Here is a 14633-nt window from a genome sequence, read left to right as displayed (position 1 = left end):
TTTCCCTTGTTGCGAGCCGCGCGCACGCGAAATGCTTGCTCGGGACCAACAGTGTCAAGCGCCGCTCCCGACGCCTAGCGTTCGGCGAAGGCCGCCGCCGCTCGCTCCACCTGCTCGACCTTTCCGCGCGACAGCGCGTCCAGCGGCGTGAGGTTGCCGAGCGAAGCCTTGGGAGTCGTGAAGAACTGCCATTTGCTCCATCCCGGCAAGCTGCCCAGACGCTGCGTCACCTTTCCAAGCGTCTTTCGGTCGATATCACCTGCGAGATAGAAGGCCGGATAGTACTGTCCCGCCCCCACGTCGACCGTGAAGATTCGCCCTGACGCGACCGCTTTGTTAAGCGCCTGCCGGGTGATGCCCAGCAGCACCCGTATCTCGATGGCAGACAGCAGTTTGCCGTCGACGACCAGCGCTTGCCGTTCGGGCAACGCGCGGCGCTCGTAAGCGACGGAAGCGCCTTCCGTTCGCGCAACCGGCTTTGAATCCCGTCTTGCCGCGCCGGATTTTTTTGTATCGCGAGTCGCGGCGGCAGCGACACCGAAAGTGATCGTGGCAGCAAGATCGATGACCTGGGCGATGCCGACCTTGAACAGGTGTCCCAGTTGCTCGTCGGACAGCCTGAGCAGCGCCCGCGCCTTGTCGGACCCGAGCATGGTCGCGGCACCGACGGCGCTACGCAGCGCCTCTTCGGTCTCGACATCGAGAATCGCCGCAGCGCCTTCGATTGCATGGGCATGCCGAGTCATCGTCACCTCCTTTCGCAGCTTCATGGAAGCGTAGCGCGACGCCGCAACCAAGTCAACCATGTCAACCAAATCGGCACGCAACGGCGTCTCCGCCACGCCATCCGGAGAGATCGGTAAAGACTGCCCGCGCGCCTCCCCGCCCTTGCCGTTACGCCATGCGCGGGAACAGCCGCCGTGCCAGATCGAACGCGACCAGGTTGCCGGCCAGCACCAGCAGCAGGCCCACCACCGCCAGCGGCGACCACTGGTAACCCTCGAACACCGTCGACACGGCCAGCGCGACGATCGGGAACAGCACCGTGCAATAGGCGGCCCGCTCCGGCCCGATGCGGCCGACGAGGGTCAGGTAGGCGGTGAAGCCGATTACCGAGCCCGGCACGGCCAGATAGACGAGCGCGCCGAGATAGCGCGGGCTCGGGTCGAGCGCGAACGGCAGCCCGGCCGCGGCGCTGCCGACGGTCAGGATCGCCGCGCCGATCAGCATCGCCCAGCCGTTGGTCGCGAACGGATGGAGCCCCATCGACTGCATCCGGCTCGACAGCAGGTTGCCCGCCGAGAAGCACAGCGTGCCGGCGAATGCGATCGCGAGCCCGATCCAGGTCGCGTGGTCGTCCAGGTGGCCCGCCATCTGCTGCCAGAACAGGCACGCGATGCCGGTCAGGCCGAGCAGCGCGCCGGCCACCGCGGACGGCCGCAGCGGGCGGCCCATGAACAGCCGGCCGTTGATCGAGTTCAGGAGCGGTGCGGTCGAGAAGATCACCGCGACGAGCCCGCTCGGCACGACCCGTTCCGCGTAGTAGAAACACAGGAAGTTCAGGCAGAACAGCGCGAAGCCCTGCGCGGCGAGGTAGCGCCACGCGTCGCGCGGCGGCAGGATCGGCCGGCGCATCGCGCGCAGCAGCATGAACATGACCGCCGTCGCGAGCCAGAAGCGCCACGCGATCGACACGGGCGGCGGCACGCTGCCGAGCTGCCACTTGATTGCGATCCAGGTCGTGCCCCAGATCAGCACGGTGAGGATGTAGAGCGAAAGATTCATGACGGAAACCGGGACAAAAAGCGGAACGAATGCGGGATCTCCGACTATGCCGCCGCGCGGCGCGCGCCGATTGTCCGGAATTGCGGTCTTTTGCCGGCCGGTCGAACGGGCCGGCGCGGGCGCGCTTATACTCCGTCATCATGCGTGTCCCGCCTCCCGCCCCGCCCGCCGTGCCGTCACCGGCGGCCGCAGCCGCTGCCGCCACCGGCGGCGGCGAGATGCCGTTCGGCCTGCAGTCGGTGTGCCGCACGCTCGCCGAGGCGAACGCGACGCTCCAGCGCTTCGCGTGGCTCGGCGACCATCTGGCGATCGCCGAATGGACGCGGATCACCGAAGAGGCCGAGACGATCTACGACCAGCCCGGGCATCACACGCTGTCGTGCTATCTCGACGGCGGCTACCGGACCGAGCGGCAGAAGGTGCCGCGCTACGGTGCGCCGAGCCTGCTGTGCGCGCTGCCGGGCGATCATGAATCGCGCTGGTGGGTGCGCGGCGAGATGCACTTCGTCCACCTGTATTTCCTGCCCGAGCACTTCGCGCAGCGCGCGATCCGCGAGCTCGACCGCGAGCCGCGCGAGCTGAAGCTCGCCGACCGCACCTACTTCGAGGATGCGCGCGTCGCGGCGCTGTGCCGCTCGCTCGCGCTGGAAAGCTGGGACGACACCGACGGCCGGCTGCGCGCGAACGAAACCGCGCACGACGTGCTGAGCCTGCTGCTGCGCGGGCAAAGCGCGATGCGCACCGACGCGCCGTTCAAGGGCGGCCTCGCGCCCGCCGTGCGCCGCCGCGTGCGCGACTACATCGACGCCTGCCTGACGCAGCCGCTGACGCTCGGCGAGCTGGCCGAGGTCGCCGCGCTGTCCGAATACCACTTCTCGCGGATGTTCCGGCTGTCGTTCGGCCGCGCGCCGCACGCGTGGATCGCCGAGCAGCGGCTCGCGCGGGCGCGCCTGCTGCTGCGCACGACGTCGCTGCCGCTCGCGCAGGTCGCCGCGGCATGCGGCTATGCGAACGCGGGCCACTTCAGCCACCGCTTCCGCGACGCGCACGGCACGACGCCGAATACGTACCGGCGGGCGATGCGGGGCGGCTGAGGCCGCCCCGGCGGCCCCGATGCCCCGATGCGTTACTCGCCGCGCCGCGACAATTCCTGCTCGAGCGCCGCGACGCCGGCAGGCAGCTCGACCGGCACCTTCAGATCGAACATCGTGCGGCCGAACGCGTGCAGCGTGCGGAACAGGTTGTGCTCGCGGCACTGCTCGCCCATCTGGCCGATCCGCACGATCGGCAGGCCGAACGAGCCGGAGATCTCGACCTGGTACTGCTTCGAGATGTGCCCGCAGATCATGCCCGGCGTAAGGCCTTCGGGCGTCTCGATGCCGACCACCGAATTGAGCCGGCACGACTTCGGCGCGTAGAGCTTGAGCCCCATCGCCTCGATGCCCGCCTGCAGCGCGAGCGAGCAGCGCTGGTGACGCGCGAAGCGGCTTTCGAGCGTCTCCGCGCAGACGAGCCTCAGCGCCTCGTGCAGCGCGAGCACGCCCGACACCGGCGCGGTGTAGTGATAGCCGGCGTTGTGCCAGAAATTCTCCGCCAGCGCCATGTCGAGGCACCAGTGCGCGTTCGGCTCGGGCCGGCTCTTCATCCGCTCCCACGCGGCGTCGGAAAACGCGATCAACGACACGCCGGGGATCGACGACAGGCCCTTCTGCCCGCCGGTGATCACCGCGTCGATGCCCCACGCGTCCATCTCGAGCGGCATCGTCGACAGCGTGCAGACCGCGTCGACGACGACGAGCGCGCCCGCCGCCTTCGCGAGCGCCGCGATGTCGCGCAGGTCGCGGTTCCACACGGTATTGGACGTTTCGCCGTGGACGATCGTGACGATCTCCGGGCGCTCGCGCGCAATCGCGTCGGCGATCTCGTCGAGGCTCGCGACGGCCCGGTCGGGCACCTCGAGCACCGCGACGTCGGCGCCGACGCGCGTGGCCATCTCGGCCATCCGCGCGCTGAAGAAACCATTCCGGATCGACAGCACGCGCGTACCGCGCCACGCGAGGTTGGACATCGCCATTTCCATCGCGGCCGAGCCGGGGCCGGCGACGCCGAGCACCCACTTCGTGCGGGTCTGGAACACGTAGCGCGCCATCTCCTTCACTTGCTCGATGATCTTCGCCATCGTCGCGCCGAGGTGGTTGATCACGATCGTGTTCGCCTTCGCGACGGCGGCCGGGATCGGAACCGGGCCGGCCCCCATCATCAGCAGCGGTTCTTCGGGCAGGATCGCGTCGAGCGGCACGACGACGGGGCAGGGAATCGGCGAGTAATCGATGGACATGACTGGAACAGGATAAAGGACGAAAAGGCGCGAATCGTCGCCGCGCACCGCGGCGAATTCATCGATGATTCCGCGTTCCGCTGCAATGCGCAAGAGGAGCGTGCGTTAAATCAGCAGAATACGTGCCGCCGACGCCGGATAAGGTCGTCAACCGCACGGCCGGCGCACAATTCGTTCGCCGAATCGCCCAACGATTCGGCGCGCATCCGAATCCGGCGTGAATCGGTTCCATCCGCCAGTGCCGCGTGCGCGATATTTTTCGCGTGTACCGACGCAATTGCCGAACACTTGCCGCTCACGCATGCTCCGCGCCATTCGAAAAAATGCGCTGCATCAAAAATTGCACCCATCCATTTTTGGGGCATTTAGCCGACCCGGACCAAAAAAGCACTATTGCCGCGCAGTTTGGCCTGACATTCTTGCAATGTCGTATTCCGCGCGCGCATGCGAAAAGCAACGCATTGATTATTAACGATATTTCAATTCTCTACGCTTCCCGCGATCAAGAAAAGGCCAGCGCGTCACGCACCGAACTTTGGCGCATCGGCCGCTTTTTCGATACGCCCGATGCCGATTTTATGCAACCCGCCCCTTTTCTCAGGTTGACGAATATTGCCGAGGTAATGAACCGATAAAATACACAAGCTATGAACCAGATTCAGACCATGCGTGTATTCGTCTGCGTCGCCGAACAGCAAAGCTTCCGGCGCGCAGCACACCAACTGGGCGTATCGAACGCGCTTGTCACGCGCTCGATCGCAATGCTCGAAGGTCATCTGAATACGCGGCTGATCCACCGCACCACGCGCAACCTGTCGCTCACCGAGGCCGGCGTACGCTACCTCGACGGGTGCCGGGCGCTGCTCGAGGAATTCGATCACCTTGAAGCGTCGGTCGTGCACGCGGTGCGCGAGCCGGTCGGAACGCTGCGCATCGTCGCGTCCGGCACGCTGTCGCCGCTCGCGCTCACGCCGCTCGTCAACGGTTTCCAGCGCCGCTACCCGCAGGTGCGCGTGCAGCTCACCGTCGCCGAGGGACCGCTCGACGTGCTCGACGCGGGCTACGACGTCGGCATCGTCACCGGCAACCGGTTCGACGGCAATCCGGCGCTGATCGGCCACGCGCTGTCGCCGAACACGCTCGTCGCGTGCGCGGCGCCGGCCTACTTGCAGCGGCGCGGCGAACCGCTCGTGCCGGACGACCTGCCGCGCCACGACTGGGTCGCGCTCGCCCCGCACCAGCACGCGCCCGCGTGGCGGTTCGTCGGCCCGGACGATGCGGTTCATCCGGTGACGGTGCGCCCCGTCTACACGGTCAACCAGCTGTCGCTCGTGCAGACGGCGACCGTCGCGGGCTCGGGCATCGCCGTGCTGCCGGAAAACGTCGTCGCCGACGCGTTCGACAGCGGCACGCTCGTGCGGCTGCTGCCCGGCTACCGGATCGACGATCCGGACGCGCAACTGTCGCTCGTCTACCCGAACCGCCAGTTCGTGCCCGCGCGCACCCGCAGCTTCGTCGAGCACGCGCTCGACCATTTCAGCACCCAGGCGGCGCGCACGCACGCAAGCTACGTGTTCCTGCGCGACCCGCGCACCCAGGAGCGCTCCGACATCGTCACGGGCCTCCAGTGAAGTAAACTGCGCACCTCAGCCTCCGGAGGTGCAGCGTGCGCGTAATCCTGTTCAGCAGCCGGCAGTACGATGACGATTCGTTTACTGCCGCCAACCGGCAGTTCGGCTACCGGCTGCATTTCCAGTCGTCGCATCTCGACGCGGAAACCGCGATCCTCGCGCACGGCTATGAGGCGGTCTGCCCGTTCGTCAACGACACCGTCGACGCGGCGGTGCTCGAGCGGCTCGCGGACGGCGGCACGCGGCTCATCGCGCTGCGCTCGGCGGGCTTCAACCATGTCGACCTCGCCGCCGCCGAACGCCTCGGCATCACGGTGGTTCGGGTGCCCGCCTATTCGCCGCATGCGGTCGCCGAGCACGCGGTCGCGCTGATCCTCGCGCTCAACCGCCGCCTGCCGCGCGCCGTCGCGCGCACGCGCGAAGGCGACTTCTCGCTGAACGGCCTGCTCGGCTTCGACCTGCACGGCAAGACCGTCGGCGTGATCGGCACCGGCATCATCGGCAGCGTGTTCGCGAAGATCATGATGGGCTTCGGGATGCACGTGCTCGCGCATTCGGTGCCCCCGTACAACGACGAGCTGATCGCGTTCGGCGCCCGCTACGTCGGGCTCGACGAGCTGCTGCGCCAGGCCGACATCGTCAGCCTGCACTGCCCGCTGCTGCCGTCGACGCATCACCTGATCAACGCGCGCACGCTCGCGCAGATGAAGCACGGCGCGATGCTGATCAACACCGGCCGCGGCGGGCTCGTCGACGCGCAGGCGCTGATCGACGCGCTCAAGAGCGGCCAGCTCGGGCACCTGGGGCTCGACGTGTACGAAGAGGAAAGCGGGCTGTTCTTCGAGGATCATTCGGACCAGCCGCTGCAGGACGACGTGCTCGCGCGGCTGCTGACGTTCCCGAACGTGATCGTCACGTCGCACCAGGCGTTCTTCACGCGCGAGGCGCTCGCGGAGATCGCGCATACGACGCTGCTCAACATCGAGGCATGGCACGCGGGGACCCCGCAGAACGTGGTGACGTCGAATCGCTGACGGCAGGCGGCGCGCCAGCCGGGTTCACCTGTTCGTTGCGCTGCGCCGCGCCCGGATCGTTTCACGATCGGCATCAATCCGGCACTTCACTCCCGTTCATGTAACGCCGCCCGCGCGCAGTCTGCTATCGTTGCGCCGACGTCATCCCTGCCACTGCCTGCCGCCCATGCGTTTCGACGATCCCGCCATCGCCGCTGTCTACCGCGCCATCTTCGAGCGGCGCGACATGCGCCATTTCACGTCGGCTCCCGTCGATCCGGCCACGCTCGCCCGGCTGCTGCGCGCGGCCCACCACGCGCCGAGCGTCGGCTTCATGCAGCCGTGGCGCTTCATCCGCATCACCGATCCCGCCCTGCGCACGCGCATCCACGCGCTCGTCGAAGCCGAGCGCCGCGCGACCGCCGATGCGCTCGGCGAGCGCCAGGACGAATTCATGCGGCTCAAGGTCGAAGGCGTGCGCGAATGCGGGGAGCTGCTGGTCGTCGCGCTCGCCGACGGCCGCGAACGTCACGTTTTCGGCCGCCGCACGCTGCCGGAGATGGACCTCGCGTCCGCCGCGTGCGCGATTCAGAACATGTGGCTCGCGGCCCGCGCGGAAGGGCTCGGGATGGGCTGGGTGTCGCTGTTCGACGTCGACGCGCTGCGCGCGCTGCTCGGGATGCCCGACGGCGCGAAGCCGATCGCGGTGCTGTGCCTCGGGCACGTCGATGCGTTCTATGCAAAACCGATGCTCGAGGAAGAGCGCTGGGCCGCGCGGATGCCGATCGAAGCGTGTGTGTCCGAGAATGGCTGGAACGGTGCGGCAGGTGAGACCGGCGGATCGATCGAGTCCGGAGCGTCCGGAGCGCCCGATGAATCAGGCGAAGCCGGCACGCAGGCGCGAAACGCCGTCTGAGCGTCCGCCCCACAGCGTTGACGGTGTAGTTGCGCCCCCGTTATCCACACCCCTGCCGGCCCCCGTCGCAAGCCGGCAACAATCATTCAGGCCCCAAACATAGGGGTTTTCACTGAAGTAGAATCGCGGCTGACGTCCTCCCTCCGCCTGCCCCGCGCATCCCGCGCCCGGCGGCTTTTCCCGGGCCCACCGCGATGCCTTTACCTCTTTTCGCCCTTGCCGTCGCCGCATTTGGAATCGGTACCACCGAATTCGTGATCATGGGCCTCCTGCCCGACGTCGCGCGCGATCTCGGCGTGTCGATCCCGGCCGCCGGGATGCTCGTGTCGGGCTACGCGCTCGGCGTGACGATCGGCGCGCCGATCCTCGCGGTCGTCACCGCGAAGATGCCGCGCAAGCGCGCGCTGATGGGGCTGATCGGCCTGTTCATCGCGGGCAACCTGTTCTGCGCGATCGCGCCCGGCTACACGGTGCTGATGGCCGCGCGCGTCGTCACCGCGTTCTGCCACGGCGCATTCTTCGGCATCGGCTCGGTGGTCGCGAGCAACCTCGTCGCGCCGAACCGGCGCGCGCAGGCGATCGCGCTGATGTTTACCGGCCTCACGCTCGCGAACGTGCTCGGCGTGCCGCTCGGCACCGCGCTCGGCCAGGCGTTCGGCTGGCGCGCGACGTTCTGGGCCGTGACCGGCATCGGCGTCGCCGCGGCCGCCGCGCTCGCGGTCTGCCTGCCGAGGAACCTGGCGATGCCCGACACCAGCATCACCCGCGAATTCAGCGTGCTGAAGCATCCGCAGGTGCTGATGGTGCTCGGCATCAGCGTGCTCGCGTCCGCGAGCCTGTTCAGCGTGTTCACCTACATCACGCCGATCCTCGAGGACGTCACCGGCTTCTCGCCGCGCCAGGTCACCTACGTGCTGCTGCTGTTCGGCCTCGGCCTGACGGTCGGCGGCACGCTCGGCGGCAAGCTCGCCGACTGGCGCCGGATGCCGTCGCTGATCGCGTCGCTCGCGCTGATCGGCGTCGTGCTCGCGCTGTTCGCCGGCACGATGCATCTGCCGTTCGCCGCGCTCGCGACGATCTTCGTGTGGGGGATGCTCGCGTTCGCGATCGTGCCGCCGCTGCAGATCCTGATCGTCGATCGCGCGAGCGACGCGCCGAATCTCGCGTCGACGCTCAACCAGGGCGCGTTCAATCTCGGCAACGCGACGGGCGCATGGCTCGGCGGGACGGCGATCGGCGCCGGCATTCCGCTCGTCAGCCTGCCGTGGGTCGGCGTCGCGATGGCGGTCGCGGCGCTCGCGCTCACGCTGTGGTCGGCATCGCTCGAACGCCGCCCGGTCGCTGCGCCGACCGAATACGTGTAACGCAAAGGCGGTTTCGCCGCGCGGGAATCGAACATTCCGCACATGACGGCCTTCATGGACCGTCACGACCCGCCGGTGTAGCATCTCGGCCGATGAAAGCCATTCTTAATCGAGATTTCCTGGCGCTCATTCTGAGCGTCGCGGTCGTCGGCCTGGGCACCGGCGCCACCCTTCCCCTCACCGCACTCGCGCTGACCGAAGCCGGGCACGGCACCAACGTCGTCGGCATGCTGACGGCCGCGCAGGCCGGCGGCGGCCTGGCGATCGTGCCGTTCGTCACCGCGCTCGCGCGCCGCTTCGGCGCACGCCGCGCGATCGTCGCGTCGGTGCTGCTGCTCGCCGCGGCCACCGCCGTGATGCAGTTCACGTCGAACCTCGTCGTGTGGGGCGTGCTGCGCGTGCTGTGCGGCGCCGCGCTGATGCTGCTGTTCACGATCGGCGAGGCATGGGTCAACCAGCTCGCCGACGATTCGACGCGCGGCCGCGTCGTCGCGATCTACGCGACCAACTTCACGCTGTTCCAGATGGCGGGCCCGGTGCTCGTCAGCCAGATTTCGGGCTTCACCGGCATCCGCTTCGCGCTATGCGGCGCGCTGTTCCTGCTCGCGCTGCCGTCGCTCGCGTCGATCCGCCGCGCGCCGCTCGCCGGCGACGACGCGCATCACGCGGGCCACGATCACTGGCGCAGCGTGCTGCCGCGCATGCCCGCGCTCATCATCGGCACCGGCTTCTTCGCGCTGTTCGACACGCTCGCGCTGTCGCTGCTGCCGCTCTATGCGATGGATCGCGGCGTCGCGAGCGGGACCGCGGTGCTGCTCGCGTCGATCATGCTGTTCGGCGACACCGCGATGCAGTTCCCGATCGGCTGGCTCGCGGACAAGCTCGGCCGCGAACGCGTACATCTCGGCGCCGGCTGGATCGTGCTCGCCGGCCTGCCGCTGCTGCCGTTCGTCATCACGAATCCGTGGCTGTGCTGGCCGCTCCTGTTGGTGCTCGGCGCAGCAGCGGGCAGCATCTACACGCTGTCGCTCGTCGCCTGCGGCGAGCGCTTCCGGGGCGCCGCGCTCGTCACCGCGAGCTCGCTCGTGTCCGCGTCGTGGAGTGCCGCGAGCTTCGGCGGCCCGCTCGTCGCGGGCGCGCTGATGGAGCAGCTCGGCAGCAACGCGCTGGTCGGCGTGCTGGTTGCCAGCGTCGCCGCGTTCGTCTGCGCGGCGCTGTGGGAACGCCGGGCCGCGCTGCAGCGCGCGGTCTAGGGCCGGCGCGCGGCGCGCCCGCTGGCGATCCGTGCCTGACGGACCGCCAGCGCGCGTGCATTACCCCTTCGCCGCCGGCAGGATCTTGCCGGCGCACGTGCCGAAGCCGACGCGATAGCCGTCGCCCTGGCACCAGCCCGCGAGCGTGAGCTCGTCGCCGTCCTCGATGAACGCGCGGCTGCCGCCGCCCGTCAGCGCGACCGGCTCCTTGCCGTTCCACGTCAGCTCGAGCAGGCTGCCGAACGAATCCTTCGCCGGCCCGCTGATCGTGCCCGAGCCCATCAGGTCGCCGACCCGCGTGTTGCAGCCCGACACCGTGTGATGCGCGAGCTGCTGCGCCATCGTCCAGTACATGTGCTTGAAGTTGGTGCGGCAGATCGTCGTCGCTTCCGGCGCACCTTCCGCGCGCAGCGTCACTTCGAGCGCGACGTCAAAGCCGTGCGCGCCGGCATGCCGCAGATACGCGAGCGGCTGCGGCGATTGCTCGGGCTGCGCGGTGCGGAACGGCTCGAGCGCGTCGAGCGTGACGATCCACGGCGAGATCGTCGTCGCGAAGCTCTTCGCGTTGAACGGTCCGAGCGGCACGTATTCCCACTGCTGGATGTCGCGCGCGCTCCAGTCGTTCAGCAGCACCATCCCGAAGATGTGCGCTTCCGCGTCCTCGCACGCGATCGGCTCGCCGAGCGCGTTGCCCTTGCCGACGATGAAGCCCGTCTCCAGCTCGATGTCGAGCTTGCGGCACGCGCCGAACACCGGACGCTCCTGGTCGGGCAGCTTCAGTTGCCCGTTCGGGCGCCGCACCGGCGTGCCGCTCACGACCACCGACGACGCGCGGCCGTTGTAGCCGATCGGCATCTCCGACCAGTTCGGCAGCAGCGCGTTCTTCGGATCGCGGAACATCGAGCCGACGTTGGTCGCATGCTCCTTCGACGAATAGAAATCCGTATAGCCGGGGATGTCGACCGGCAGATGCAGCGTCGCATCGCGCTGCGGCACCAGCGCCTGCGCGCGCAGCGACGCATCGTCGCGCAGCCGCGCGGCATCGCGCGCGAACAGCGCGCTCAATTGCACGCGCAGGCCGCGCCATGCGTCGCGGCCGAGCGCGATGAACGCATTCAGCGTCGGCTGCGCGAACACGTCGCGGGCGCCGGCCGGCAATGTCACGAGGCCCGCGCGCGCCAGCGCCGCGAGATCGACGATCTGGTCGCCGAGCGCGACGCCCGCGCGCCGCGCCGTTTGCTTCGCATCGCTGAAGATGCCGAACGGCAGGTTCTGGATCGGGAAGTCGCACGCGGGATCGTTCGCCGCTTCGATCCAGCTCTTGCGCGCCGGGTCGAGCGTCGCGCGCAGTTCGGGGGACATGCTCATCGTTGCTCCGGATTGAAGTGTTTCTGGATGCCTTGCCAGCATTCGAAGTAGTTCGCCTGCAACTGCGCGGTGTCGAGCGCGAAGCGCGTCGGCCGGATCAGCGTGCGGGTCTCGAACATGAACGCCATCGTGTCGTCGACCTTGTGCGGCTTCGTCGTGTCGCTCGCGGACGCCTTCTCGAACGTCTCCGCGTCCGGGCCGTGGCCCGACATGCAGTTGTGCAGGCTCGCGCCGCCCGGCACGAAGCCTTCGGCCTTCGCGTCGTACGCGCCGTGCACGAGGCCCATGAATTCGCTCGCGACGTTGCGGTGGAACCAGGGCGGGCGGAACGTGTCCTCGGCCGCGAGCCAGCGCGGCGGGAAGATCACGAAGTCGATCGTGTCGACGCCCGGCGTGTCGCTCGGCGACTGCAGCACGAGGAAGATCGACGGATCGGGATGGTCGTAGCTGATCGAGCCGATCGTGTTGAACAGGCGCAGGTCGTATTTGTACGGCGCGTAGTTGCCGTGCCACGCGACGACGTCGAGCGGCGAATGGCCGATGTCCGCGCGCCAGAGGCGCCCGTTCAGCTTCGTGACCAGTTCGAACGCGCCTTCGCGATCCTCGTAGGCAGCCTGCGGGGTGACGAAATCGCGCGGGTTCGCGAGGCCGTTCGAGCCGATCGGCCCGAGGTCCGGCAGGCGCAGCTGCGCGCCGAAGTTCTCGCAGATGTAGCCGCGCGCGTCGCCGTCCGGCAGCGCGACCGTGAAGCGCACGCCGCGCGGGATCACCGCGATCTCGAACGGCTCGACGTCAAGCCGGCCGAATTCGGTCGCGATGAACAGGCGCCCCTGCTGCGGGACGATCAGCAGCTCGCCGTCGGTGTTGTAGAAGAAGCGGTCCTGCATCGAGCGGTTCGCCGCGTACAGGTGAATCGCGCAGCCGTTCATCGCCGCGGCCGAGCCGTTGCCCGCCATCGTCACCCAGCCTTCGATAAAATCGACCGGCTCGGCCGGCATCGGCAGCGGGTCCCAGCGCAGCTGGTTCGGCGGCGTCGGCGGCACGTCCGGCGAATCGCCGAATTCCGCGACGAGCCGCTGCGGGCCCGCGAACGGCTCGAACGGCCGGTGCACGGCCGCCGGCCGGATCCGGTACAGCCACGAGCGGCGGTTGTGGCTGCGCGGCGCGGTGAACGCGGTGCCGGACAGCTGCTCCGCGTACAGCCCATACGGCGCGCGCTGCGGCGAATTGCGGCCGTGCGGCAACGCGCCCGGCAGCGCCTCGGTCGCGAATTCGTTCGCGAATCCGCTCAGGTAGCCGGCACTCGCCGGTTTCGACAGGTCAAGCGTCATCGTTTCAGTTCTCCCTCAATTCAGACGGCGCGCGGTGTCTCGGCACCGCGCCGCCGCGTCACGTTTGCAAGCCCGAGCACGAACAGCGCCGAACACAGCACCGGCACCGCCGCCGCATGGAACAGCGCGTCGTTCGACCAGTCGAGCGCAATCAGGTGTCCGCCGACGAGCGGCCCGAGCACCGAGCCGATCCGGCCGATGCCGAGGCTCCAGCCGATGCCCGTCGAGCGCAGCGACGTCGGGTAGTACTGGCCCGCGAGCGCGTTGACGGCCGGCTGGCCGCCGACCACGCAGAAGCCGCCCGCGAACACGACGAGCAGCAGCCACGGCAATGCATGCGCGACCGAGCCGATCAGCCCGACCGACACCGCCGCGCACGCGAAGCACGCGAACAGCACGCGCATGAAGCCGTAGCGCTCGATGAACCAGCCGAGCGACAGCGTGCCGATCACACCGCCCGTCTGCAGCACGGTGCCGACGATCACCGCGGTGCCGGGCGCATAGCCGGCGTCGCGCATCACCGTCGGCAGCCAGTTCGACAGGAAATACAGGTCGATCAGGTTCATGAAGCTGATCGACCACAACAGCAGCGTGACCGGCAGCCGGCCGTCGCGGAACAGTTCCGCGACCGGCGCGCCGCTCGGCGCCTGCTCGCGCACGACGACGCGCGTGCCGGCGTCGATGCCGGCTTCGGGCGCGAAGCGCGCGAGCCAGTCGCGCGCCTGCGCATCGCGGCCCTTCAGCACCAGGAACTGCAGCGACTCCGGCAGCCGCGCGGCCATCGCGACCGCGAGCACGAGCGGCACCGCGCCGCCGACGAAGAACACCGCGCGCCAGCCGAGCGCCGGGATCAGCGCAGCGCTGATGAAGCCGCCGAGCGCCGCGCCGAGCGTGAAGCCGCACGACACGATCATCATCCGCTTCACGCGATGCGCGGCCGGGCTGAACTCGCCGACCAGCGCCATCGCATTGGGCATGATGCAGCCGAGGCCGAGGCCCGTGACGAAGCGCAGCGCCATCAGCACCGGGATCGAGCCCGCGAACGGCGTCGCGAGCATCGTCAGCGCGAAGAACAGCGTCGCGCCGATCAGCACCGGCCGCCGCCCGATCCGGTCGGCCAGCACCGACAGGCCGAGCGCGCCGAGCAGCATCCCGAACAGGCTCGCGCTGAACACCGGGCCGAGCGCCTGCTTCGGCACGCCCCACTCGGCGATCACGCTCGGCGCGACGTAGCCCATCGCCTGCGCATCGAAGCCGTCGATCACGAGGCACAGCCCGCACAGCGCGAGCAGCATCCAGTGAAATGCAGGACGATGGGGGTCGTCGATGACGCACTCGACTTCGAGCGTGCGTGCGGCACTCGGCGCGGCGCTCATTGCACGGCCTCCGCGGCCGGATGCGTGGGCGGCGTCACACCCTGGCGCGCGAGCGCCATCGCTTCGCGCAGCACGCCGAGGTCGCCGATCTGGTTCGCGAGCAGCAGGATCAGCTTCGCGTTGACGAGCTGGCTGTCGCCGTCGGTCAGGTCGCGATGCATGTCGATCAGCGCTTCGTAGAACGCGTCCGGATCGGCCAGGCGCAGGCGGGTGTCGAGATGGTGATGCATGGCGGTGTCTCCGATGTCTGGTTGGCAG

Annotated in this window: 14 protein-coding genes; 7 read left to right on the top strand and 7 right to left on the bottom strand. The window is 68.8% G+C overall.

Annotated elements, in window-relative coordinates:
• Nucleotides 1-74 precede the first annotated feature (74 nt).
• Both HWX31_RS04035 and HWX31_RS04030 read right to left on the bottom strand, forming a co-directional pair.
• On the bottom strand, nucleotides 75-827 hold the full coding sequence (locus HWX31_RS04035) for a hypothetical protein (RefSeq protein WP_244143652.1): 753 nt from the start codon (nucleotides 825-827) through the stop codon (nucleotides 75-77).
• 67 nt (nucleotides 828-894) lie between these two features.
• The gene (locus HWX31_RS04030; RefSeq protein WP_174964782.1) at nucleotides 895-1785 is read right to left on the bottom strand and encodes a DMT family transporter; all 891 of its coding nucleotides are present in this window, start codon (nucleotides 1783-1785) and stop codon (nucleotides 895-897) included.
• A 140-nt stretch (nucleotides 1786-1925) separates the two neighbouring features.
• On the opposite strand from HWX31_RS04030, the gene HWX31_RS04025 reads away from it, so the two are divergent.
• The gene (locus HWX31_RS04025) at nucleotides 1926-2879 is read left to right on the top strand and encodes a helix-turn-helix domain-containing protein (protein ID WP_415493323.1); all 954 of its coding nucleotides are present in this window, start codon (nucleotides 1926-1928) and stop codon (nucleotides 2877-2879) included.
• A gap of 32 nt (nucleotides 2880-2911) precedes the next feature.
• On the opposite strand, the gene HWX31_RS04020 is transcribed toward HWX31_RS04025, so the two are convergent.
• A complete protein-coding gene (locus HWX31_RS04020; protein WP_059611414.1) occupies nucleotides 2912-4123 on the bottom strand; it encodes a pyridoxal-phosphate-dependent aminotransferase family protein in 1212 nt (403 codons plus the stop codon).
• A gap of 323 nt (nucleotides 4124-4446) precedes the next feature.
• Between HWX31_RS04020 and HWX31_RS04015 the strand changes: the two genes are divergently transcribed.
• The 6 genes from HWX31_RS04015 (at nucleotide 4447) to HWX31_RS03990 (ending at nucleotide 10300) form a co-directional block, all read left to right on the top strand.
• Nucleotides 4447-4758, top strand: coding sequence for a hypothetical protein (locus tag HWX31_RS04015; protein WP_174964755.1), 312 nt, complete (start codon nucleotides 4447-4449; stop codon nucleotides 4756-4758).
• Between the two features lie 12 nt (nucleotides 4759-4770).
• Nucleotides 4771-5754 carry a LysR family transcriptional regulator gene (locus HWX31_RS04010; protein WP_174964783.1) on the top strand — a complete coding sequence of 328 codons (984 nt, stop codon included), beginning with the start codon at nucleotides 4771-4773 and terminating at the stop codon, nucleotides 5752-5754.
• A gap of 35 nt (nucleotides 5755-5789) precedes the next feature.
• Nucleotides 5790-6788, top strand: coding sequence for a 2-hydroxyacid dehydrogenase (locus tag HWX31_RS04005; protein ID WP_174964784.1), 999 nt, complete (start codon nucleotides 5790-5792; stop codon nucleotides 6786-6788).
• Between the two features lie 166 nt (nucleotides 6789-6954).
• Complete coding sequence (bluB, locus tag HWX31_RS04000) at nucleotides 6955-7683, top strand: 5,6-dimethylbenzimidazole synthase (protein WP_174964785.1); 729 nt, start codon at nucleotides 6955-6957, stop codon at nucleotides 7681-7683.
• 194 nt (nucleotides 7684-7877) lie between these two features.
• Nucleotides 7878-9047, top strand: coding sequence for an MFS transporter (locus HWX31_RS03995; RefSeq protein WP_059611278.1), 1170 nt, complete (start codon nucleotides 7878-7880; stop codon nucleotides 9045-9047).
• Nucleotides 9048-9139: 92 nt separating this feature from the next.
• Complete coding sequence (locus HWX31_RS03990; RefSeq protein WP_059611277.1) at nucleotides 9140-10300, top strand: MFS transporter; 1161 nt, start codon at nucleotides 9140-9142, stop codon at nucleotides 10298-10300.
• 60 nt (nucleotides 10301-10360) lie between these two features.
• Here HWX31_RS03990 and fahA read toward each other — a convergent pair whose 3' ends face one another.
• Genes fahA through HWX31_RS03970 form a run of 4 tightly spaced genes read right to left on the bottom strand, consistent with a single transcriptional unit; the run spans nucleotide 10361 to nucleotide 14605 of the window.
• Nucleotides 10361-11668: a fumarylacetoacetase gene (gene fahA, locus HWX31_RS03985; RefSeq protein WP_174964786.1), complete on the bottom strand. Its 1308-nt coding sequence runs from the start codon at nucleotides 11666-11668 to the stop codon at nucleotides 10361-10363.
• Entirely contained in the window at nucleotides 11665-12999 is a 1335-nt protein-coding gene (gene hmgA / locus HWX31_RS03980; protein WP_059616933.1) for a homogentisate 1,2-dioxygenase, read from the bottom strand. The genes fahA and hmgA overlap by 4 nt, the downstream gene beginning before the upstream one ends.
• Before the next feature lie 20 nt (nucleotides 13000-13019).
• Nucleotides 13020-14375: an MFS transporter gene (locus HWX31_RS03975; RefSeq protein ID WP_174964787.1), complete on the bottom strand. Its 1356-nt coding sequence runs from the start codon at nucleotides 14373-14375 to the stop codon at nucleotides 13020-13022.
• Entirely contained in the window at nucleotides 14372-14605 is a 234-nt protein-coding gene (locus HWX31_RS03970; RefSeq protein ID WP_174964788.1) for a DUF2783 domain-containing protein, read from the bottom strand. The genes HWX31_RS03975 and HWX31_RS03970 overlap by 4 nt, the downstream gene beginning before the upstream one ends.
• Nucleotides 14606-14633: the final 28 nt, after the last annotated feature.

Source organism: Burkholderia ubonensis, from assembly GCF_902833085.1.
Lineage (GTDB): Bacteria > Pseudomonadota > Gammaproteobacteria > Burkholderiales > Burkholderiaceae > Burkholderia > Burkholderia ubonensis.
The sequence above is the reverse complement of the archived record's forward strand: the minus strand, read 5'-3'. Positions and strand labels throughout refer to the sequence as shown.

Bases quoted from the DNA above. Each gene is read 5' to 3' on its own strand.
- HWX31_RS03975 (WP_174964787.1), bottom strand. From the start codon at position 14,375: ATGAGCGCCGCGCCGAGTGCCGCACGCACGCTCGAAGTCGAGTGCGTC.
- HWX31_RS03995 (WP_059611278.1), top strand. From the start codon at position 7,878: ATGCCTTTACCTCTTTTCGCCCTTGCCGTCGCCGCATTTGGAATCGGT.
- HWX31_RS03970 (WP_174964788.1), bottom strand. From the start codon at position 14,605: ATGCATCACCATCTCGACACCCGCCTGCGCCTGGCCGATCCGGACGCG.
- HWX31_RS04015 (WP_174964755.1), top strand. From the start codon at position 4,447: ATGCGCTGCATCAAAAATTGCACCCATCCATTTTTGGGGCATTTAGCC.
- fahA (WP_174964786.1), bottom strand. From the start codon at position 11,668: ATGAGCATGTCCCCCGAACTGCGCGCGACGCTCGACCCGGCGCGCAAG.
- HWX31_RS04010 (WP_174964783.1), top strand. From the start codon at position 4,771: ATGAACCAGATTCAGACCATGCGTGTATTCGTCTGCGTCGCCGAACAG.
- HWX31_RS04030 (WP_174964782.1), bottom strand. From the start codon at position 1,785: ATGAATCTTTCGCTCTACATCCTCACCGTGCTGATCTGGGGCACGACC.
- HWX31_RS03990 (WP_059611277.1), top strand. From the start codon at position 9,140: ATGAAAGCCATTCTTAATCGAGATTTCCTGGCGCTCATTCTGAGCGTC.
- HWX31_RS04020 (WP_059611414.1), bottom strand. From the start codon at position 4,123: ATGTCCATCGATTACTCGCCGATTCCCTGCCCCGTCGTCGTGCCGCTC.
- HWX31_RS04025 (WP_415493323.1), top strand. From the start codon at position 1,926: ATGCGTGTCCCGCCTCCCGCCCCGCCCGCCGTGCCGTCACCGGCGGCC.
- hmgA (WP_059616933.1), bottom strand. From the start codon at position 12,999: ATGACGCTTGACCTGTCGAAACCGGCGAGTGCCGGCTACCTGAGCGGA.
- bluB (WP_174964785.1), top strand. From the start codon at position 6,955: ATGCGTTTCGACGATCCCGCCATCGCCGCTGTCTACCGCGCCATCTTC.